Here is a 20145-nt window from a genome sequence, read left to right as displayed (position 1 = left end):
CGCCACACACAGGGACCGCTATCGAACACACGGAGGCCGTCGCCGGCCTCTTCACTACGACACAATGAACGTACTCGCCTGTATCAAACGGGTGCCGAACACCGGCGCAAAGATCGTACTGACCGACGACGAACAGCGAATCGACACGACCAATCTGGGCTTTACCATGAGCCCCCACGAGGAGTGTGCAATCGAAGAAGCCGTCCAGCAAACCGAAGCACACGGCGGTTCGGCACACGTCCTTACGCTCGGGCCAGAGGAAGCGACCGAACAACTCCGAACCGGACTTGCCATGCAGGCCGACGAGGCCACGTTACTCGAAGCCGGAGACGAAGAGTGGGGACCGCGAGCGACCGCCAGCGCTATCGCGAACGGGGTCCGCGAACTCGGCGATGATGGAGCCGAATTCGATCTGTTGTTGTTCGGTAACGAGTCAGCAGATGCGGCGAACTATCAGGTCGGTACTCGCGTCGCGGCCGAACTCGACCTCCCGTGTGTAACGGGGATCAAATCGCTCGACGTCGAGGACGGGACGGCGATCGCCAGGCGCGAGGTTTCCGGCGGCGAGGAGGTGTACGAGATCGCCCTCCCGGCCGTTATCACGGTCAAAGAGGGGATCAACGAGCCGCGGTACGCCTCGATGCGCGCAAAGATGCAGGCGCGTCGCCAGGACGTCGATCGACGCGAACCGACCGCCGATACGGGTGCCGGAACGTACGAGAAAGTCCGCCTGGAAGCACCCGAGACCGCCGAATCCGAAGCCGAAATACTCGGTGATGGCACCGATGCCGTAGCGAACGTCGTCGACGTACTCGAGTCGGAGGTCGAAGTGATATGACGCTCGCGTTCGTCGAACGCGAGGGGTCCGATCCGACGGAAGAGACCCTCGAGATGCTCACGCTGGCTCGCGAGCTGGCGGACGGGGACGGCGAGTCCCTCGACGTCGTCGCATTCGCTGGCGGGAGTCGGCTCTCGGTCGACGAACTCGGTGCCTACGGCGTCGACGAGGTCTATCACGTGGTACACGATCGACTCGACGGCTACGCGCCGGAGGCGTGGGGAGAGAGCGTCGCACAACTCGCCTCCGACGTCGACCCGAGCGCGGTGGTCGCTCCGGGCACCGATCGGGGCCACGAAGTGCTGGCTCACGTCGGAGCGACCCTCGACGTGCCGATGGCAGCGAACTGCATCGGAATCGACGTCGTCGAGGACGGAGCGTACGAACTGCGGCGAAATCGATGGGGCGGCAGCCTGATCGAGCACGCACGCCTCGAGGCAGGGACGACACTCCTCACGCCGGCAGAGCACGAGTTTCCGATCGAGAAAGCCGAATCGACGACTGATCCGTCAGAAAGCGAGTTTACCCCGTCGCTCGAGGACACCCAGTTTCGGGTTCAGGTCGAGCGGGTCGAACGGGCGGACGAAGAAGGGATTCCACTTGGGGAAGCAAGAGTCGTGATCGGCGGTGGTCGGGGCGTCGGCGGGCCAGACGCGTACGACCAACTCGAGGAACTGGCGGATCTACTCGGCGGGACGGTGGGTGCGTCTCGAGCCGCAGTTAACGAGGGATGGCGACCCCACGACGATCAGATCGGGCAGACGGGTGCGAAGATCAGCCCGGACATCTACATCCCCTGCGGGATCAGCGGGGCAGTCCAACACATGGTCGGCTGCAAAGGTGCCGAAACCATCCTCGCGATCAACACCGATCCGGAGGCCGCGATCATACAGAAGGCGGACTACGCGGTCATCGGCGACCTCCACGAAATCGTTCCAGAACTGAACGACACGATACGCGAGGCGTGACGATATCGGACAGTCCACGGCGTGAGTGTTATAGTACCAACTGGAACAATTTACACATCCATCGCACAGCTCACGGGTCACTGCGTTCCCCCGTTCGCATCATCGCGGTTCTCACTCGTATCCACTCGCGCACGGCTCCCCGTGGTCGCCGCTCGCCATTCCGCGGTTCGGAGTGAGTGAAACGAACGAGAACCGCGCTCTGGTCGTGCGATCAGGTGTGCAGTGACTTCCAGTGGCTACTATATCTCGAGCTCGAACGAACCTATAAATGGTACTTTACTAATACGACGAGGTGAAATACCAGCGTGTGTTTACAGTAGTATGACCGTAATAGAAAGCGATCGACCCAGGACGGACACTGTGAATCGGTTCGCCGGTGACGTGACCGACTGCCTCCCACGAGGGAGTTCGATCAGATTATTTTTTGGACGGGTAACACGACGAAAATCAAGAGATAGTATTGCGCCACGCAGTCGAACCTAATATATTATCTAGTCGATAATTCCCCAGTATGGGAAACAGGAGACACCCACTCGCTCGGCCGACTATACGACAGCTTCTTCTGTACACGATTTTTGCGATACGTGCGTCCTCGTCCTGGCGGAAAATCAGTTGAATCACTGTACAATAGGCAGATTCATCGACACCCCGTCCATTTCAGTCCAGACACTCGATGGATCGTTCTCGCTGTAATCTCGGCCGAGACAGATCCGAAACATGACAGCAGTCTCGAGAACGAACCGGTATAGATCACTACCCAAATATATCAAAAGAATGCTGGAATGTGAGACCTGTATTCGAGTTAGTCGTTGGTAGCGTCGAACGGAGTCCCCGCCGGCGTCGTTTCGTCTCTGACGTCCGCGAGGTCGAGTCGCTCGAGCGTCGTTTCGGTTGGGCGTCCGTCGATGCCCCACCCCCGCATACGGTAGTAGGCGTCGAGAAGCCTCTCAAGATCGTTCGCGTCGATGTGGGCGCGGTCGTCGCTATTCGGGTCGAGAAGCGAGTCAGGGAGTCTATCCCCGGTTCTGTCGACACCCTCGCGGACGTTGAACAGACGGACCAGCGTCCAGTTGCGCTCGCCGAGACGACGGAGTTCGGAGGGAGCGGTCGGGTACGCGAGACTGGCATCGTCGTTTAGCGCCTCGAGAAACGCCGCGCCGCAGTCGCGCCACAGCACTTCTCCCGCGAAATCGTCTACGATGAGGCTCCACAGGAGCGAGCGAATATCCTGGGCGGTTACGACGGCTGTCACCCGTTCGTCGTCCCCCCAGGTCTCGAACAGTTCCTCTTCGATGGGGCGTGCCCGGCGGTGACATCCACCCCGATCGCTCGTCGCGTACGCGAGCGCCATCCCCGCGGCACGGCGAGGATCGTAGGTGGGAAGCTCCATCGACTTGACCGTCGGGATCGTCTCGACGTCGAACGCTTTCGCTGCGGCGTCGACGCCGTCCCTGAGTGTCTCGACGACGCGTCGATCACACGGCCCGCTCGCGTCCGTCGCGATGGCCTCGAGAAGCCGTGTTGCCGCGTCGCCATCACCGAACTCGAGGTCGGCATCGATCGCCTCCGTCTCTGCTGCACGGATCGCCCACGCGACTGCGTTCCCCGCCGAGATCACGTCGAGGCCGAGCCGGTCGCACAGCTCGCCAAGCGCCGCGACGGTGTCGAAGTCGTCGATACCGAGCCCCGCGCCCAGAGTCATCTGCGTGCCACCCCTCGGGACCGTCTCTCCCTCGTCCGTTTCGATCCGGAATCCGCCCGGAACCGCCTCGTCGGGGTATTCGCGGCCGACCGACGCGTCGCGTACCGCCTCGATGCCGATCTCCCTTGCTCCCTCGAACTCGCTGTCCCGCCAGCCCTCCGTCGCCAGCGCACCAACTTCGTCGGCGAAGTCGACTGACTCGAGGGTCTCGCTGCTGGCCTGCCAGGCCCCCGTCTCGTCGTTCGCGTATCGGTCGGTGTACTCCTCGTGGAGGCGTGTCAACTCCGGCGTCGGCGGATCGACCGGCTCCCCTTCGGCTACGACCGCTTTGAGGTGTTTCGATCCCATCACCGCGCCGGCACCTCCCCGCCCAGCGTGGTGGTCACCGGCGTCAGAAGCGATCGTCGCGTACCGGACTTCGTTCTCCCCCGCCGGTCCGATACACGCAGTGGCCGCATCGGATCGATTCTCCGCAGTGGCGACCGTGTCTTCTCCCCACGTTTCGGCGGGTTCGACTTCGGCCGATCCTCCACCGACGACGATTCGAACGGGCGACTCGCTTCGCCCGGTCACGAGCAGCGCCAGACAGTCCTCGAGCGAACCGGCGAACCGCTCGGCGAACGTGCCGCCGGCGTAGGAGTCGAGAAATAGTCCCGTAAGCGGGGACTTCGTGACGGCAGCGTAGCGGGTCCCACCCGGAAGCGCTCCGGCCAGCGGTCCCACACAGAACGCGAGTACGTTTTCGGGACCGAGTGGGTCAGCTCCGGCGGACAGTTCCTCGTAGAGATATCGGGCACCGATTCCCTTGCCGCCAAGGTGGGTCCGTCGCCACGATTCAGGTATCCGTTCTTTCTGGACAGTCCCCGCGGAAAGATCCGCTCGTATGATATACGGACGACTCACCATCGTGGGTTGGTGGTTTGCGCTCGAGGCATATATATCGAGTGACGTTGCTAGTTGTGATCAGTTGACACTCTCTTCGGTGCGTTCCTTTCTGGCCGATTCGAGGCGTGCTCGAGGGAGTTGGAACCAATGGACGAGTTCTCGATTGTGGGTTATTATAAAATATATTACTATAGTATATTTCCGCCATGTTGGAAAGAATCGTTGACGTTTCCTACGTCGAGGTTCTCCCAGTGGGAATGCGGACACTGATTGGGCAGTAGTGTGAAAGATAACCACGATAGAAACATATACTGTCCTTATGGTCAATTCCACAGAAAGAAAATCCCCCCGTTTGAAACGCTATCGGTGTGGAAGAACTGTTCGGGACGAACCAGGCCATCATAATCTATCTGGCCACCCGAATACTGGGTAGAGAGATTGAATTGACAAATTTCTCCATGAGTCTGCCTCCGAGAGATCGTGATTTCTGGCAGAATTATTCGGAAGAGTATCCATCGGTCTGCACTACAGCCATTTTTAATGACAAGTATATGGTGGTCCATATGTGTAGAAATAGCCCTATATTATACAACACCACTTGTCGGTACGTTTCTCTGATTAGACACTGGAGCGCGAGAAAACAGGTGACGAACGATGCGAGGGTGCCAGTAGGAACTCTCCGACTTCGGATTCGAAATTCGTCGTTTCCAGTTCTCTTTGGGACGTTCGTAGGCCAATTCACACATCAGGACCTGCGAACCCTCATCGTTACCACTACACCCCTATAATAATATATAAATCAATAAGTGTGTGTCTCATGATGTAACCTCCGTTCGGGTAAATCGTCTCGAACTGTTAGGTCGTCGGAGAGTCATCTCGGTCGACCGTAGCAAACGGATCTTCAGTGGACTCGTCGTAAAAGAATGTGACTATCTCGAGGATAGCGATCATAAATCCGGTGTAAATGAAGAGCACGACTGCGCCGACGAGTGGATCGTACGGAACCGCTCCTGTACGCTCGAATGGACCTCCGAGAGAATACGCCCAAACGACGAACGAGAGAAGGGCAAATCCGATCTGGCAGAGACGAACTCGGTCATTGAGCAGCGGCATTTCGAGCCACCGAGTACGGGTGACTGCGATCATACTCACCGGTGCCAGAATTCCCACCGCGAAAAACGCTCCCCAGTCCAACCAGCCAGGAACGTCAGCCGCCTGTTCCAGAACGAGTTGGATCGTGACCCACACCGCAATAACGACCCCGGGGAGCGATTTCATAAACTTGGTGTGGAGATCGTCGGCATCTGGAAGTTGCGCTTTGAGTTTCTCTTTGAGCGCGTCCGGATCGTACCCCTCACTACGTAACACTTGAACGGGTTCGTGAGATACTTCGACGTCAGTAACCGATGGTTCGAGGAGGGCAGATATCTCGTCGAGTGACGTGTCTGACAGGTGATTATACCGTGCAACGACCGCGGTGTCACCGAACGGGCTCGAAACGGCGGTTGGGTCCCGTAGCGATTCGATGGATTCTATCTCCCGTGTGATAACGTCGGAATCGGCCGATTCGGATTCGATCAGTACGAGATCCTCCGATATCGACTCCAGTAACCTATCCACATCACCGTCAGTTATTATTCTGCCTCCCATACTCTGCAGACCACACGAAACCACAAATAATCGTTTCTAGAAATCCCACGAATTAGATCTCAGCGGGAATATACGGTGGAAATGGAGGACATATTCGGTGAGTAAAGAACAGCGATCGTATCCTGGGCTCGGGACTCGGAATCGTTCTACCGGTCGCATCCGGCGTATTCCGCGGGGAGGCCGAAGGCATCCCAGCCGATCGGATGGACCACGTCGTCGCCACATATTCGGCGATAGTGGGCGTAGACGTCCGCGATCGCGTAGCTTTTGTCGTCGACCATCCCAACGGGTGAGGTTCGTGGCCGCGTTTACGGCAAGTGGCTCGACGGTACGTCGGCGACTCGAGGCTGTGGGCTGTCGTTAACAAAGCTTCGCAGTGGGGTAGCCAGACAGGCCGATGGCCAGTTCGCCACCTGCCACTGATACGGATTACTGTAACGATTTACCGGCGCAACCGCGACCTGGGCGACGGTTGCGCCGGAAATGACTTACAGTAAACCGTATGAGACGTCGCCGCTTGCCCTGTTCGGGACCATCGTGGTGGTCTTCCTTACGTTCTGCCTGCTCGCGGCGTTACTGATGCCCGGGCTCTTCGCCGCAGGCGACGACTCGAGCGTCGAGGTCAGCGAGTCACCGAACGGCTCGAGTGACGATGGGCTAGCGGGGGTCGACGACAGCGACGGAGCCGAGAACGACGGCTTCAGTGCCGACCCCGACTCGGAGGACGGCGATGCGATCGGTGAGAGGCCAACCACCAGTGACGATGAAGACGTCGATACGCTGGAGGGGACCGCCGAGTCCGACGAGGCCGATTCGACTGACGATAGCGACGACGGCAACGGCGACGTCGGTCCGGCGGCCGATATCGACGCGCCCGATGCTGATTCGGTCCTCGAGGGGCTCGAAATCTCGGACGACGTCGATCCGCCCCCCGACGACGACTCCGGACCCGCCGACGGTGACCAATCCGGTCCACCGGACGACACTGGCCCACCGGACGATGCTGGTCCACCGGATGACACTGGTCCACCGGACGACGCTGGCCCGCCGGACACCCTCTCGGAAAGTGGCGGTCCCGGAAACTGAGCCCGGACCGTCGGGAGCCCGAGGAATACAACCAGTCCGCTCGAGACGGTCACACGGTTGCTCGCCGCCGATCATCGTCGGCACGTTCGCTCGTCCTCTGGGCCCGAGTTCGCGAGGACATTCGCCGCTCGCGGATTTGTTCGCAGCAGGATAGTCCCGGGCGGATTCGAACCGCGAAGGCTCGAGTCCTCTCGCCTTCTGGGCTCGAACCGCCGAAGATATTTGCGCCTCACGGGTTTGTTCGGCGCAAAAGTAGTCCCGGGCGGATTCGAACCGCCGTCCTGAGCTCGCTTCCGTGACGGCCGGAACCGGACACGTCCAAAGGCTCAGATGATTGGCCACTACACCACGGGACTCCTCGTTTCACTCGTCGGCCTGTGTACCTCGCAGTTCCTTCGGGACTGCTCACCACCACGGGCCTTCCTACTAGTTCGAAACCGCGTGGGACACGTAAATCCTTCTAATTTACTCACCGGCGCTCGACGTCTATTCCGTATACGTCAGTCAGGTCTGTGGGCACTATAGTGTTACTTTCCGCCGCGAGGAGAACGATCGGTCATCTCGTTTCAATAGCGTCCAACCGTGGCTCTGTGGCCATATGCTACACAAAAGCGCCTCGAGGTCGGAATCCCGTTACAGGTACCCTTCCGCTGCCAGCCGCTCGATACCCTCGCGGAGTCGCTCCTCGCTCGCGGCGTAGGAGATCCGCGCGTAGCCGGGCGTGCCGAATGCGCTGCCGGGCACCGTGGCGACGTGGGCGTCTTCGATCGCGCCCTCGCACCACGCTTGATCGTCGTCGTCCACCGGGAGCATCATGTAGAACGCGCCGTCGGGCACCGCGACGTCGACGTCATGCTCGGCGAGCAGGTCGACGACCAGATCGCGGCGTCCCTCGAACGCCTCGACCATCTCCTCGACGGCCTCGTCGGTGTTCTCGAGCGCCTCGATGCCTGCGTGCTGGACGAAGTTGACGGCCGAGGAGACCGAGTGGCTGTGGAGCTTGCCGGCCTGGTCGATCAGTTCCTCGGGGCCGGCGAAGTAGCCGAGTCGCCAGCCGGTCATCGAGTAGGCCTTCGAGAAGCCGTTGACCGTCACCGTGCGGTCGGCCATCCCCTCGAGCGTTCCCAGGCTGGTCGGCTCGACGCCGTAGGTGATCTCCTTGTAGATCTCGTCGGAGATGACGGTGACGTCGTGTTCGACCGCCAGGTCGCGGACGCCCTCGAGTGCTGCGTCCGAATAGACGGCTCCGGTGGGGTTCGACGGCGAGTTGACGATCAGCAGTTCGGTGTCGTCGGAGACGGCATCCGAAAGCTCGTCGAGCGCCGGTTCGAGCTGGAAGTCGTGGGGCGAGAGGTCGACGCGCGACAGCGAGCCGCCCGCCATCTTCACCATCGCCTCGTAGGAGACCCACGCGGGGTCCAGCAGGACGACCTCGTCGCCGTCCTGGACGAGCGCGCTGACGATCTCGTACAGCGCCTGCTTCGCGCCGGGAGTGACGATGATCTCGTCGGTGCCGTGATCCAGGCCGTCGTCCGCGAGCTTCTGCGAGATCGCTTCGCGTAGCTCGAGGATTCCTGCAGACGTGGTGTAGCCGGTGTGGCCGGCGTCCATCGCCTCCTGGCCGGCGTCGACGATGTTCTGTGGGGTCGGGAAATCTGGTTCGCCGACTGAGAGGTCGACGACGTCCGCGCCGTCGGCCTCGAGTTCGGTGGCCAGCGCGGAGATGGCGAGCGTTGCGGACGGTTCGACTCGGGTTACGCGGTCGGTGAATTCCATCGTCATCGTATCACTCGGGGCTCGGCAGTTCGGAAACGAGGTCGAGCGCGCCGTCGACGGCTTTCGCCGCGTTTTCGACGCGCTCGCGCGCTTCCGCGGCAGACATTCCGGGGCCCGTTACGCCGAGGGTAACGGGGGTATCACGCTCGAGACTGACGTCGGACAGCCGCTGGGCCGTCGCGTCGGAGATCACCTGATCGTGATCGGTGTCGCCGGTGATGACCGTGCCGACGACGACGACGGCGTCGATCTCCTCGAGACGAGCGAGGCGATCGGCAGCCAGCGGGGCGTCGTACGCGCCGGGAACGTGGACGGTGTCGTAAACCGCCGCGCCCGCGGCGTTCGCCGCCTCGAGAGCCGCCTCCTCCATCTGCTCGGTGATCGGGCGATTGAACTGCGCGACCACCAGTCCGAGCGTGGTCATACGCGAGCGGTAGAGAGGGTGAGTAAAAGAGGTACCGTTCTCCGCCGAACTCGCCGGATCGCTCGCGGCGGTTGGCTGGATCGCCTCCTCGTCTCGAGTTGGGCGTTTCACCGGGTCTCGAGGTCGAACTCTTCGATGGGGGTGGCCTCCTCGAACACCGTCGCGGTTGCATCGTACTCGTCGTCTATTTCTCCCATCTCGTCGGGAGGCGTCGTCTGTGCGGACTCGGTCGATCTTCTGACCTCCTCGGAAACGTCTCCGTGGATCCGATCGAACGAAAAGATGTTACCGGTTCCATCGTCAATCCGAACGAAAATCTCGTACGTTCCGCCAGAGCCCGTCCGCTCTAACTCGAGCATCGTCTCGAAGACGTCGTTCTCGCGTTCGACGTACCCGTCTACGACCGTTATCTCCGCACGACTCGAGTCAGCGAAACAACCGGCTGTTACACTCGCCGTCAGGACCGCCCCTGCCGAGAGAACGGATCGTCGATACACGCCAATAATTTCAGACCCACTGATATTGGTTCCATCGGTCTAGCACAGTTGTACTATCGCGCTCGAGGTTCGCGTCGAGATCGAGATTCGTTCCGTCGCCGTAGTCAATCTTGGCCGACAGTTCGTCGCACAGCCCGGGTGGTGAAATGTCATTAGTACCGATGGGATGTGACGTAGCCGAACTCTGCGTTGTAACAGTTCTACGACGCTCTCACGGTTACCGCAGCTATCGTGGAAGCGGAACGCTCCCAGAACGTGGTACTTTTCCTGGGGTATACATACGGACTGGACACTACTCGAGACCAATGAAACCGGTTCGATCTATCGTAGTGACGACCGAATCGACGGCCGGTCCCCGTCGCGAGGCACTCTTCCGAGCGTCGACGCACGGGTCGGATCTACCGAGCAGTACTCGTTCGATCCATCCGTTCAGGCTCGAGAGGCCAGTACGCGGTGCGTACTCGCGACATCCGGGTCGTTCGTTGCGCTCCCTCGACGAAGACGTGGGTGGGAACGTCCGACGGTTGCCCCCGTTGTCAGCGGTCTAAGCCGAAATGAAGGGGCGATCATCGACCGACAGTTCGAAAACGGGGCCGCTCGAGTCCGTCACCGACGGTCGACTCACCGTCGACCGGGAAGGGACGTGTACGGCGATCGACGACGGCGCACTCGCCACGTTCGACGAGACGCGCGGTGCACTCGTCGGTCGGGAGGTCTTTTCGCTGCTCTGTCGGCGACCGAACTCGGTCCGTCGAAAACTGAGAAACGCCATCGATGACGGCGTTCCGTCGTCGATCACCGTCCGAACGCCGAGTTCCGATCGTCCCGGCGCGGACGGGCGAACGGTTTACGGCTGGATCGTACCCGAGGAAACCGAGGCAACCGTGTTGTTAGTCGATCCGGAGACACGGAGGGAGAACGCGGAGACATCCTGCGAGGAGGATTCGACCGTCGATGGGCCTGACAAGCGAGGTCTGCTCGAGCAAACCGAGCGGCTCGCACGAACTGGCGGGTGGGAGTTCGACCTCGAGACGGAGCAACTGTTCTGGACGCGGGAGACGCGTCGAATTCACGGCGTCGACAAGCGGTACGAACCGACGCTCGAGGACGCACTCTCGTTTTACCATCCTGACGACCGTGACGCGATCGAAACCGCAGTCGAACGTGCGGTCGAACAGGGCGAGCGGTACGACCTCACCGCACGGATTCAGCCGTCGGCAGGCGAGTGGAAATGGGTTCGAACGATCGGCGAACCGGTGACCGTCAATGGAGAGCGGAACGTGATCAGAGGGGCGATTCGAGACGTCACGCCCGAAACGAAACTCGACAGGGATCTGGCGTTGCTTCGACGGGCAGTCGACAGTGCCCCGGTCGGGATCACGATCCGTGATGCGACTCGAGAGGGGGAACCGCTGGTCTACGCGAACGAGGCTTTCGCCGATCTTACGGGATACGACGTGGAGGAAGCGATCGGGCGAAGCTGTCGGTTCCTCCAGGGTGAGGGGACCGATCCGGAGACCGTGTCGGCGATCAGAGACGCACTCGACCAGAACGCCCCAATCAGGACCGAGATAAAAAACTATCGGGAGGACGGGAGCGCGTTCTGGAACCGTCTCACTATCGCCCCGATCGGTACTGACGACACCGTCACCCACTTCGTCGGCTTTCAGGAGGACGTTACGGAACGGAAGGAAACCGAACAGCGCCGCCGGCAGTTCGAGCGTGCGGTCGAACACGCGGGTCACGCGATCTACATCACTGATCGTGACGGCCACATCGAGTACGTCAACGACAGTTTCGTGGAGTTGACCGGGTACGAACGATCCGAGATCTACGGGAAAACACCGAACGTGCTCAACTCGGGCGATATGCCTCGATCGTACTTCGAACGTCTCTGGGAAACGATCCTCGCCGGAGAGACGTTCGAAGAACGGATCGTCGACGAGGGCAAGTCGGGCCATCGGTATCACGCACATCAGACGATCGCACCGCTTATCGACGAAGACGACGACGTGACGGGGTTCGTCGCGATACAGAGCGACATTACGGCCAAAATCGAACGCGAACAACGTATTGCAGTTCTCGATCGGGTGTTACGCCACAACATCAGAAACGACATGAACACCGTTCTCGGACACGCCGAAATGATCGCGGAGGAGACGTCTGGACCCCTCGCAGAGTCGGCCCGGACGATCGAAACGACTGCGCGCGACCTCGTGACCCTCGCAGAGAAAGAGCGTCGAGTCGCACAGTTACTCTCCGAAGAACCGGCGAGACACACGCGTCGGATAGCACCGCTCGTCGACGCTGCCGTCGAACGAATCGAATCGGCGTACCCCGATGCCGACGTTTCGGTCGTGACGGGACCATCCCCCGTCAGCGTCGTTGGCAGCGATCACCTCACCGATGCACTCGTCGAACTCCTCGAGAACGCGATCGTCCACGCCGAGTGTGATCGCCCCACCGTCGAGATCCAGGTCGAATCGAACGCCGACACGGTTACGATTTCGGTGATCGACGAGGGACCGGGCATTCCGACGACCGCCGAGGAACTGTTCTCGACGGAGATGCTCCCCGACTCGCTCTCTCACCAGGAGGGGATCGGGCTCTGGTTCGTACACTGGTTCGTCTCCCGCGCAGGCGGGTCACTCGAGTTCGACGACCACGAGTCGCGCGGCGCGGTCGTCTCGATCGAACTGCCGCGGGCGTAATCCACCGTCACGGATTTGTGACCAATTCTCGGTTGGTGCCTCTCGAAATCCGGATTCCCCCGTGTGTGACCCCTTCTCGAGGAGGAAGGGACTCTCCTCGAGTGTGTATTTGCGAATCCTTAAGCACAGCCGTCGTCAACCGCCGCGCAATGACTACGCTCGAGACGCCGGGACCGACGGTCGGGGTCGTCGGAGGCGGACAGCTCGGTCGAATGCTCGCGGAGGCTGCGTCACCGCTTGGCGTCGATCTGATCGTCCTCGACCCGACGCCGGACTGTCCGGCAGCGACGGTCGCTCGCGACCAGATCGTCGCCGACTTCGACGACGAGGATGGGATTCGAGAACTCGCCGACCGATCCGACGTCCTCACCTTCGAGATCGAACTGGCCGACCAGACCGTCCTCGAGCGCGTGGAGGCGGAGACCGGAACGCCGGTCCACCCGAAGCCGGCGACGCTCGAGACGATCCACGACAAGCTCGTCCAGAAACGCGAGCTCGCGGACGCTGGCGTTCCCGTCCCGCCGTTTCGCGGGGTCGAGAACGCCGACGATATCCGCGACGCCATCGACGACTACGGCGCGCCGGTGATGCTCAAGGCTCGCACGGGCGGCTACGACGGCCGCGGAAACGTTCCAGTCGAGTCGAAAGACGACGCCGACGCGGCCCTCGAGTCGGTCGCCGGCCCCGCGATGGTCGAGTCGTTCGTCGAGTTCGAACGCGAGGTATCGGTGATCGCGGTCAACGGCGTCGACGACGTCGCCACGTTTCCCCTGGGGGAGAACGTTCACGTCGACGAAATCCTGCGGGAGACGGTCGTCCCCGCTCGCTCGAGCGAGGCCGTCGAAAGGCGGGCGCTGGCCGTCGCGGAGGACGTTCTCTCCGTGATGGACGGCCGCGGTGTCTACGGTATCGAACTCTTCGAAACCACCGACGGAGACGTGTTGCTCAACGAGATCGCGCCGCGCCCGCACAACTCGGGTCACTGGACGATCGAGGGAGCCCAGAGCTCGCAGTTCGAGCAGCACGTCCGTGCCGTCCTCGGCTGGCCGCTCGGCTCGACCGAACTCCGCTCGCCGACGGCGCTCGCCAACCTGCTGGCGGACGTCGAGGAGAGTCGGGACGCACAGCTTCGAAACGTCGACCGCGTCCTCGAGACGCCCGGCGCACACCTCCACTGGTACGGCAAACGGGAGGCGCGTCCGGGCAGGAAGATGGGACACGTGACGGTGTCCGGACGCGACGAGAACACGGCCGTCGACGAGTTGCTGGAGACCGCCCGCGACCTCGAGGACGTCGTCACGTTCCGGGACTGACCGTCGCTTCGTATCGAACCCGACTCGCTTACGGTGCGCGTTCGCTTCGTTTACCGCCCATTGAAGTCACCTCCACGACCACCCTCGTGTATGAGCGACAGCGTTCGCGACCTGATCGATCGGTTGAACCGCGAAGCCGACCAGGATCGACCGTCCGAGGAGACACCCGACGTCGGCATCGTCATGGGCAGCGACTCGGACCTCGAGACGATGATGACGGGCGGAAAGCGCCGCGGCGCGTACGACGCCTTCGTCGACGAACTCGGCTTCGACGAGCAGACCGATTACGAAAATCCGCCCGACGAGCGATTCACCTTCGAGACGTACGTGACCTCGGCCCACCGGACGCCGGATCTCATGACCGCGTACGCCGAAACGGCAGAAGATCGCGGCCTCGAGGTGATCATCGCGGGTGCCGGCGGAAAGTCCGCGGATCTGCCGAACATGACGGCTTCGATCGCGTTCCCGCTGCCGATCATCGGCGTTCCCGTCCAGGAGAAGTCAGTCGACAGCGTGATCGGGATGCCGACGGGCGCGCCGATCGTCGCCGTCGACGCGGGCAAGTCGTTCAACGCGGCGCTGTCGGCGGCCCAGATTCTCGCCCGCCAGTACGACGAGGTTCGTGACAGACTCCTTGCCTACCACGAAGATCTTCGCGAAGCCGTGGGTACGGTCTCGAGGGATCTCCACGACGGCGGCACGGCTGCGTTTCAAGAACGCGAACGGTAATGGATTGATACTCCGTGTCGGGTGGGAAACACCGGTGCAGGTCGCCTATCTCGGCGGATGGCTCGACATCGCGTCTACTCCGTGTCAATACGGGACTTTCGTTCGGCACTGAAACCCCCGCTTGGCCTGCGTTTACCGGAAAAACGAACAATCAACCCTTATGTGGGTGCGGTTTGAACGTTCGGACGTTACGGAGATGAACGACTGGATAGCCATAGGGGCGTTGGCGTTCGTGGGGCTATTGATACCGCTCGGAATGATGGCGGTATCGTATCTCCTGCGGCCGAGCGTTCCAGAAACGAGCAAACGTGCCACCTACGAGAGTGGCGAGGTGCCGACCGGCGGGACGCGCATTCGGTTTAACATCCAGTACTACATGGTTGCGCTTCTGTTCGTCGTCTTCGATATCGAAACCGTCCTCCTGTTTCCGTGGGCGGTCGTGTATCTGGATGCGATCGAATCCGATGCCGTCTCGTTGCTCGAGATTCTCGGGCCGATGGTCGCGTTCGTCCTCATCCTGTTCGTCGGGCTCGCGTGGGCGTGGCGAAACGGCGCTGTACAGTGGGCACAGACGACTCGTCAGGTGGAGACAGAGAGTAACCGATCATGAGTAGCGACGAACCACGGCAAACGATCCACGGTAGCACCGCTCCGTCGACGGATACTCGCGAGGCGCGGATGGGCGAAGGCGTCGACGACCGGTTCAACTCGAAGCTTCGGGAGGCGTTCGGCACGTCGCCGTTCATCCTCACGAAGTTCGACCAGTTCATGAACTGGGTCCGCGGGAACTCGATGTTCATGCTGCAGTTCGGCATCGCCTGCTGTAGCATCGAGATGATCCACACGTACGCGATCAAACACGATGTCGACCGATACGGCGCGGGCGTTCCCCGCGCTTCCCCCCGCCAGGCCGACGTCATGATCGTTCCGGGAACGATCGTCTCGAAGTTCGGTCCCCGCATGAAGCGGGTCTACGATCAGATGCCCGAGCCCAAGTTCGTGGTCGGGATGGGATCGTGTACGATCTCTGGCGGCCCGTTCCAGGAGGGATACAACGTCGTCAAGGGCGCAGAGGAGATCATCCCGATCGACATTCACGTTCCGGGCTGTCCCCCTCGTCCCGAGGCGCTGATCTACGGCATCCTCAAACTGCAAGAGCGGATCCAGAACGGCGAATCCTCTCCCGTGGTGGTCAAACCGTACGAACTCGAGGAGTTCGGCGACCTCCCGGAGGACGAACTGGTACAGAAACTCGCGAGCGAAATCGACGAGGACGACCTCGTCATGCGATACAACTGGGCTGATTCGCCATGAGCACCGGAATCGAGACGCAGTCGGACGCCGAAACTGGCGAGGCCGAACTCGAGGCGTTGATCGGTGACCGCGCCCTCGCACGAGACGAACACCTCAACGCTCCAGGATTCGTCGTCAATCCCGACGACGTTCAGGACGTCCTGTTCGATCTGCGCGACGAGGCGGGCTACGACCACTGCTCCTGTGTCACCGCACAACAGTACGAGGACCGCTTCGAGACGATCTATCACCTCAAGAAGTACGCCGATCCGACCGACGAGGTCAGCATCGTCGTACCGACGCCGCTTTCCGATCCGGTGAGCAAAAGCGCCGAACCCGTCTACCGGACGGCCGACTGGCACGAGCGCGAGGCCTACGACCTCGTCGGAATCGGCTACGAGGGCCACCCCGATCTCCGCCGAATTCTGCTCCCGGAGACGTGGCAAGGTCACCCTCTGTCGGCCGATTACGACCAGGAGAAACCGCAGGTCGTCACACTCACCGAACACGCGAACCCGCTCGAGTCCGACCACAGAGATCCCGAGTCGGATACGATGTTCCTGAACGTCGGGCCCCACCACCCGGCGACTCACGGCGTCCTCCACGTCAAGACGGTCTTGGACGGGGAGACGATCGCCGACCTCGAGCCCGACATCGGCTACCTGCACCGCTGTGAAGAGCAGATGTGCCAGCAGGGAACCTACCGCCACCAGATCATGCCCTACCCCGACCGCTGGGACTACGTGTCGTCGGGGCTGCTCAACGAGTGGGCGTACGCGCGGGCGATCGAGGATCTCGCGGACATCGACGTCCCCGAGTACGCACAGATCGTCCGCACGCTCGGCGCGGAGCTGTGTCGGATCGCCTCGCACATGCTGGCACTCGGGACGTTCGCGCTGGACGTCTACGGGGAGTTCACCGCGACGTTCATGTACACGTTTCGCGACCGGGAGCTGGTCCAGGACATCCTGGAAGATCTGACCGGCCAGCGGATGATGTTCAACTACTTCCGCGTCGGCGGGGTTGCCTGGGACCTGCCCGAACCCCGCGAGGACTTTTTCGAGCAGACGCGGGACTTCCTCGACGAACTGCCGGCGAAAGTCGCGGAGTACAACGATCTGATCACGACCAACGAGATCTTCCAGACGCGGTGTATCGACACCGGCGTTCTCGAACCCGACGTCGCGAAAGACTACGGCTGTACGGGTCCCGTCGCTCGCGGCTCCGGTGTCGACTACGACCTCCGTCGAGACGACCCCTACGGCTACTACGAGAACCTGGAGTGGGACGTCGTTACGCGCGACGGCTGTGACAACTACGCTCGCGTCCTCTGTCGAATGGAGGAAGTCGAAGAGTCGGCAAAGATCGTCGAACAGTGTCTCGACCTGCTCGAGGACTGGCCGGAAGACGACCGCGAGGTACAGGCGAACGTTCCGCGGACGCTGAAGCCGGACGCGGATACGGAAACCTACCGCGCCGTCGAGGCAGCGAAGGGCGAACTCGGCATCTACATGCGCTCGGACGGAACGGACAAGCCGGCCCGGTTCAAGATCCGCAGCCCGTGCTTTTCGAACCTGCAAGCGTTAGGGGAGATGTCCGAAGGCGAGTACATTCCCGACCTGATCGCCTCGCTCGGTAGCCTCGACATCGTGCTCGGGGAGGTGGATCGATGAACGGGGCCGTCCCCCTACAAAACGGCGACACCGTGTTGTTGCCCGAGCGGATCGCGGATCTGACCGGTCTCGGGGAACTGGGCGTCGCCGGGGAGTTGCTCGCGGCGTTTCTCGGCGCGTTCATCATCGCCAATCTGATGTTGGCGATGACCGGCGTCGCCGGGCCGTGGGCGAAACGGAAGATTACCGCCGCTTTCACGGATCGAATCGCGGTTAACCACCTCGGTCCGGCCGGCATCTTCATCATCGTCGCCGACGCGGTCCGCCTTCTCTCGAAAGAAAACATCATTCCGGAGAACGCGGATCGCCCGGCGTACGACCTCGCCCCCATCGTCATCGCGGGCTCGGCGCTGCTCGGCTTCGCCGTGATCCCGATGGGAAGCGGCATCCACCTCGCAGATCCCGAGGTCGGTCTGGCGTTCGTCTTCGCTGTCGCCGGCATCGCCTCGATCGGCCTGATAATGGCCGGCTACGCGTCGGGCAACAAGTACTCGATGCTCGGTGGACTGCGCGCGGTCGCACAGAACATCGCCTACGAGATTCCGCTGGTCGTCACCGGGATGTCGGTCGTTCTCTTTGCGGGCTCACTGCGAATGAGCGAGATCGTTGCGGTCCAGACCGAGACGACGCTGTTTACGATTCCCGGCCTCGAGTGGGCGGTGCCGGCGTGGTTCGCGCTGGTCAACCCGTTCGCATTCGTGCTGTTCCTGATCGCGAACTTCGCCGAGGTCGGACGGAACCCATTCGACATGCCGGAAGCGCCGGCTGAGCTGATCGCCGGCTACCAGACCGAGTACTCCTCGGTCTACTTCGTGCTGGTCTACCTCGGCGAGTTCCTCCACATCTTCCTCGGCGGGGCGATCATCGCGACCATCTTCCTCGGCGGCCCGGCCGGACCCGGACCCGCTGAACTCGGAATCGTCTGGTTCCTGCTCAAGATCTGGGCGGTGTTCTTGCTCACCCAGTGGCTCCGCTCGGCGATTCCACGCGTCCGTATCGACCAGCTGATCGAGATCGGCTGGAAGGGACTGCTGGTTCTCTCCTTTGCGAATCTCGCTCTCACTGCGGCAATCGTAGGGGTGATCGCATGATCGGACTACTCAAATCCATGGCGACGACGATGAAACACGCACTGGACGGCTCGACGTTCACGGTCGAGTATCCCGAAACGGCACCGGACGTCTCCCCCCGATTCAGGGGCGTCCACAAGTTCAGCCAGGAACGGTGTATCTGGTGTCGCCAGTGTGAGAACGTCTGTCCGAACGATACGATTCAGATCGTGATGGACGACCAGCGAAACGGCGAACAGTACAACCTCCACATCGGACAGTGCATTTACTGTCGGCTCTGTGAAGAGGTGTGTCCGGTCGACGCCATTTTGCTCACGCAGAACTTCGAGTTTACGGCTGACACCAAACACGAGTTCGTCTACAACAAAGAACAGTTGAAATCGGTACCGTGGTACAAGGATATCGACCCGCTCGAGTCGCGCGAACCCGACCGGGGCGCGTGGATCGGGGAGGGTGAAGGGGAGGTCGACTACCAGTAACAATGTTGGATACGATCGCGTTCGCGCTGTTTGCGTTCGTGACGCTCACCAGCGCGCTGGGCGTGGTCCTCCTGAAGGACCCCTGGCACTCGGCGCTCATGCTCGGCGTTGCGTTACTGAGCGTCGCCGTCTTCTACGTGATGCTCGCGGCCGAGTTCGTCGCGATGATGCAGATCCTCGTCTACGTCGGCGGGGTGCTCATCCTCATCACGTTCGCGGTAATGCTGACCCAGCGTGAGGAACCGGAGACAGAGGCGGAGACGGACGAGGTGACTCGGACATGACGAACCGACCGGAACTCAGACTCGGCGGGGCGCTCGCACCCGGTATCCTCGCGGTCGTCCTGTTCGGACTCATGGCGATGATCGCTCTGAACACGGGCTTTTCGCCCGAGATGGAAGGCTTCGAGGGCGTCGACTCGATCACGGCCGAGATCGGCTACGCGATGTTCGATCTCGATGCGTTACAGTCGACCGAGGGCTCGATCCCCGACACCGAAGCCTTCCTCGCAGCGTTCTTGCTGATCGCCGTCACGCTCGATGCGGCACTCGACGCCTCGCTCGTCCTTGCCAAACGCGAGGAGGAGGGCGAACCGGTCACGCCGCTCGTGAGCCAGCGGCAGGGTCCCGGAGACGGAACCCGATCCGGTGCGGGCAGTTCCGACCGGACGACCGCCACCGACGGCGGCCGCGGGGACTCGAGCGACGATGCGGACGGGGCGGGCGAGACGGGAGGTGACACTCGATGACGGTCGCGATCGAGTACTACGTCCTGCTCTCGATGGCCCTGTTCTGCATCGGGCTGTTCGGCATCCTGACGCGTCGAAACGCACTGATGTTCCTGATGTCCGTCGAACTCATGTTGAACGCGGCGAACATCAATCTGATCGCGTTCGCGTTCTACCACGGCAACCTCACGGGGCAGGTGTTCGGCCTGTTCGTCATGGCGCTTGCCGCCGCAGAGGTCGCCGTCGGGCTCGGTATCATCCTGGTGTTGTACCGCAACTTCCGTGACGTCGACGTCACGGTTCCGACGACGATGAGGTGGTAAG

20 protein-coding genes and 1 tRNA gene are annotated in these 20145 nt (G+C 61.6%); 14 read left to right on the top strand and 7 right to left on the bottom strand.

The window, feature by feature from the left end:
* Positions 1-64: 64 nt before the first annotated feature.
* Together EA473_RS04095 and EA473_RS04090 are read left to right on the top strand one after the other, a co-directional pair.
* A complete protein-coding gene (locus tag EA473_RS04095; protein ID WP_124194392.1) occupies positions 65-838 on the top strand; it encodes an electron transfer flavoprotein subunit beta/FixA family protein in 774 nt (257 codons plus the stop codon).
* Positions 835-1806, top strand: coding sequence for an electron transfer flavoprotein subunit alpha/FixB family protein (locus EA473_RS04090; RefSeq protein ID WP_124194391.1), 972 nt, complete (start codon positions 835-837; stop codon positions 1804-1806). Before EA473_RS04095 ends, EA473_RS04090 begins: the two co-directional genes overlap by 4 nt.
* A gap of 802 nt (positions 1807-2608) precedes the next feature.
* Here EA473_RS04090 and EA473_RS04085 read toward each other — a convergent pair.
* The 3 genes from EA473_RS04085 to EA473_RS23005 form a co-directional block, all read right to left on the bottom strand.
* Positions 2609-4414: an aldehyde ferredoxin oxidoreductase family protein gene (locus EA473_RS04085; protein ID WP_124194390.1), complete on the bottom strand. Its 1806-nt coding sequence runs from the start codon at positions 4412-4414 to the stop codon at positions 2609-2611.
* Between the two features lie 834 nt (positions 4415-5248).
* Entirely contained in the window at positions 5249-6043 is a 795-nt protein-coding gene (locus EA473_RS04080; RefSeq protein WP_124194389.1) for a hypothetical protein, read from the bottom strand.
* A gap of 146 nt (positions 6044-6189) precedes the next feature.
* Positions 6190-6324 (bottom strand): hypothetical protein, encoded by a 135-nt coding sequence (locus EA473_RS23005; protein ID WP_279387624.1) that lies wholly within the window; start codon positions 6322-6324, stop codon positions 6190-6192.
* 202 nt (positions 6325-6526) lie between these two features.
* On the opposite strand from EA473_RS23005, the gene EA473_RS04075 reads away from it, so the two are divergent.
* Positions 6527-7129: a hypothetical protein gene (locus EA473_RS04075; protein ID WP_124194388.1), complete on the top strand. Its 603-nt coding sequence runs from the start codon at positions 6527-6529 to the stop codon at positions 7127-7129.
* A gap of 253 nt (positions 7130-7382) precedes the next feature.
* On the opposite strand, the gene EA473_RS04070 is transcribed toward EA473_RS04075, so the two are convergent.
* The 4 genes from EA473_RS04070 to EA473_RS04055 all read right to left on the bottom strand — a co-directional run bounded on the left by EA473_RS04070 (position 7383) and on the right by EA473_RS04055 (position 9826).
* Positions 7383-7485, bottom strand: a tRNA-Gln gene (locus EA473_RS04070).
* A gap of 277 nt (positions 7486-7762) precedes the next feature.
* On the bottom strand, positions 7763-8911 hold the full coding sequence (locus EA473_RS04065; protein ID WP_124194387.1) for a pyridoxal phosphate-dependent aminotransferase: 1149 nt from the start codon (positions 8909-8911) through the stop codon (positions 7763-7765).
* Positions 8912-8915: 4 nt separating this feature from the next.
* Complete coding sequence (gene ribH, locus EA473_RS04060) at positions 8916-9329, bottom strand: 6,7-dimethyl-8-ribityllumazine synthase (RefSeq protein ID WP_124194386.1); 414 nt, start codon at positions 9327-9329, stop codon at positions 8916-8918.
* Between the two features lie 107 nt (positions 9330-9436).
* Positions 9437-9826: a hypothetical protein gene (locus tag EA473_RS04055; RefSeq protein ID WP_124194385.1), complete on the bottom strand. Its 390-nt coding sequence runs from the start codon at positions 9824-9826 to the stop codon at positions 9437-9439.
* Between the two features lie 554 nt (positions 9827-10380).
* On the opposite strand from EA473_RS04055, the gene EA473_RS04050 reads away from it, so the two are divergent.
* The 11 genes from EA473_RS04050 to nuoK all read left to right on the top strand — a co-directional run bounded on the left by EA473_RS04050 (position 10381) and on the right by nuoK (position 20144).
* Complete coding sequence (locus tag EA473_RS04050; protein WP_124194384.1) at positions 10381-12537, top strand: PAS domain S-box protein; 2157 nt, start codon at positions 10381-10383, stop codon at positions 12535-12537.
* Between the two features lie 149 nt (positions 12538-12686).
* Positions 12687-13850: a 5-(carboxyamino)imidazole ribonucleotide synthase gene (locus tag EA473_RS04045; RefSeq protein ID WP_124194383.1), complete on the top strand. Its 1164-nt coding sequence runs from the start codon at positions 12687-12689 to the stop codon at positions 13848-13850.
* 90 nt (positions 13851-13940) lie between these two features.
* Complete coding sequence (locus EA473_RS04040) at positions 13941-14579, top strand: AIR carboxylase family protein (protein WP_124194382.1); 639 nt, start codon at positions 13941-13943, stop codon at positions 14577-14579.
* Positions 14580-14775: 196 nt separating this feature from the next.
* Positions 14776-15189: an NADH-quinone oxidoreductase subunit A gene (locus EA473_RS04035; protein WP_124194381.1), complete on the top strand. Its 414-nt coding sequence runs from the start codon at positions 14776-14778 to the stop codon at positions 15187-15189.
* The gene (locus EA473_RS04030; protein WP_124194380.1) at positions 15186-15893 is read left to right on the top strand and encodes an NADH-quinone oxidoreductase subunit B; all 708 of its coding nucleotides are present in this window, start codon (positions 15186-15188) and stop codon (positions 15891-15893) included. Before EA473_RS04035 ends, EA473_RS04030 begins: the two co-directional genes overlap by 4 nt.
* A complete protein-coding gene (locus tag EA473_RS04025; protein ID WP_124194379.1) occupies positions 15890-17545 on the top strand; it encodes an NADH-quinone oxidoreductase subunit D in 1656 nt (551 codons plus the stop codon). The genes EA473_RS04030 and EA473_RS04025 overlap by 4 nt, the downstream gene beginning before the upstream one ends.
* Complete coding sequence (locus EA473_RS04020) at positions 17542-18636, top strand: complex I subunit 1/NuoH family protein (protein ID WP_124194378.1); 1095 nt, start codon at positions 17542-17544, stop codon at positions 18634-18636. The genes EA473_RS04025 and EA473_RS04020 overlap by 4 nt, the downstream gene beginning before the upstream one ends.
* A complete protein-coding gene (locus tag EA473_RS04015) occupies positions 18633-19094 on the top strand; it encodes a NuoI/complex I 23 kDa subunit family protein (RefSeq protein WP_124194377.1) in 462 nt (153 codons plus the stop codon). The genes EA473_RS04020 and EA473_RS04015 overlap by 4 nt, the downstream gene beginning before the upstream one ends.
* A gap of 2 nt (positions 19095-19096) precedes the next feature.
* Positions 19097-19378, top strand: a complete 282-nt coding sequence (locus EA473_RS04010) for an NADH-quinone oxidoreductase subunit J (protein WP_124194376.1) — start codon at positions 19097-19099, stop codon at positions 19376-19378.
* Positions 19375-19842, top strand: coding sequence for a hypothetical protein (locus EA473_RS04005; RefSeq protein WP_124194375.1), 468 nt, complete (start codon positions 19375-19377; stop codon positions 19840-19842). Before EA473_RS04010 ends, EA473_RS04005 begins: the two co-directional genes overlap by 4 nt.
* Entirely contained in the window at positions 19839-20144 is a 306-nt protein-coding gene (gene nuoK, locus EA473_RS04000; protein WP_124194374.1) for an NADH-quinone oxidoreductase subunit NuoK, read from the top strand. The genes EA473_RS04005 and nuoK overlap by 4 nt, the downstream gene beginning before the upstream one ends.
* Position 20145 lies beyond the last annotated feature (1 nt).

Origin of the sequence: Natrarchaeobius chitinivorans (genome assembly GCF_003841505.1) — an archaeon.
In the GTDB taxonomy this organism is placed as follows: Archaea; Halobacteriota; Halobacteria; order Halobacteriales; family Natrialbaceae; genus Natrarchaeobius; species Natrarchaeobius chitinivorans.
The sequence above is the reverse complement of the archived record's forward strand: the minus strand, read 5'-3'. Positions and strand labels throughout refer to the sequence as shown.

Bases quoted from the DNA above. Each gene is read 5' to 3' on its own strand.
- nuoK (WP_124194374.1), top strand. From the start codon at position 19,839: ATGACGGTCGCGATCGAGTACTACGTCCTGCTCTCGATGGCCCTGTTC.
- EA473_RS04005 (WP_124194375.1), top strand. From the start codon at position 19,375: ATGACGAACCGACCGGAACTCAGACTCGGCGGGGCGCTCGCACCCGGT.
- EA473_RS04050 (WP_124194384.1), top strand. From the start codon at position 10,381: ATGAAGGGGCGATCATCGACCGACAGTTCGAAAACGGGGCCGCTCGAG.
- EA473_RS04080 (WP_124194389.1), bottom strand. From the start codon at position 6,043: ATGGGAGGCAGAATAATAACTGACGGTGATGTGGATAGGTTACTGGAG.
- EA473_RS04085 (WP_124194390.1), bottom strand. From the start codon at position 4,414: ATGGTGAGTCGTCCGTATATCATACGAGCGGATCTTTCCGCGGGGACT.
- EA473_RS04045 (WP_124194383.1), top strand. From the start codon at position 12,687: ATGACTACGCTCGAGACGCCGGGACCGACGGTCGGGGTCGTCGGAGGC.
- ribH (WP_124194386.1), bottom strand. From the start codon at position 9,329: ATGACCACGCTCGGACTGGTGGTCGCGCAGTTCAATCGCCCGATCACC.
- EA473_RS04015 (WP_124194377.1), top strand. From the start codon at position 18,633: ATGATCGGACTACTCAAATCCATGGCGACGACGATGAAACACGCACTG.
- EA473_RS04075 (WP_124194388.1), top strand. From the start codon at position 6,527: ATGACTTACAGTAAACCGTATGAGACGTCGCCGCTTGCCCTGTTCGGG.
- EA473_RS04010 (WP_124194376.1), top strand. From the start codon at position 19,097: ATGTTGGATACGATCGCGTTCGCGCTGTTTGCGTTCGTGACGCTCACC.
- EA473_RS04025 (WP_124194379.1), top strand. From the start codon at position 15,890: ATGAGCACCGGAATCGAGACGCAGTCGGACGCCGAAACTGGCGAGGCC.
- EA473_RS04095 (WP_124194392.1), top strand. From the start codon at position 65: ATGAACGTACTCGCCTGTATCAAACGGGTGCCGAACACCGGCGCAAAG.
- EA473_RS23005 (WP_279387624.1), bottom strand. From the start codon at position 6,324: ATGGTCGACGACAAAAGCTACGCGATCGCGGACGTCTACGCCCACTAT.
- EA473_RS04020 (WP_124194378.1), top strand. From the start codon at position 17,542: ATGAACGGGGCCGTCCCCCTACAAAACGGCGACACCGTGTTGTTGCCC.
- EA473_RS04030 (WP_124194380.1), top strand. From the start codon at position 15,186: ATGAGTAGCGACGAACCACGGCAAACGATCCACGGTAGCACCGCTCCG.
- EA473_RS04065 (WP_124194387.1), bottom strand. From the start codon at position 8,911: ATGACGATGGAATTCACCGACCGCGTAACCCGAGTCGAACCGTCCGCA.
- EA473_RS04040 (WP_124194382.1), top strand. From the start codon at position 13,941: ATGAGCGACAGCGTTCGCGACCTGATCGATCGGTTGAACCGCGAAGCC.
- EA473_RS04090 (WP_124194391.1), top strand. From the start codon at position 835: ATGACGCTCGCGTTCGTCGAACGCGAGGGGTCCGATCCGACGGAAGAG.
- EA473_RS04035 (WP_124194381.1), top strand. From the start codon at position 14,776: ATGAACGACTGGATAGCCATAGGGGCGTTGGCGTTCGTGGGGCTATTG.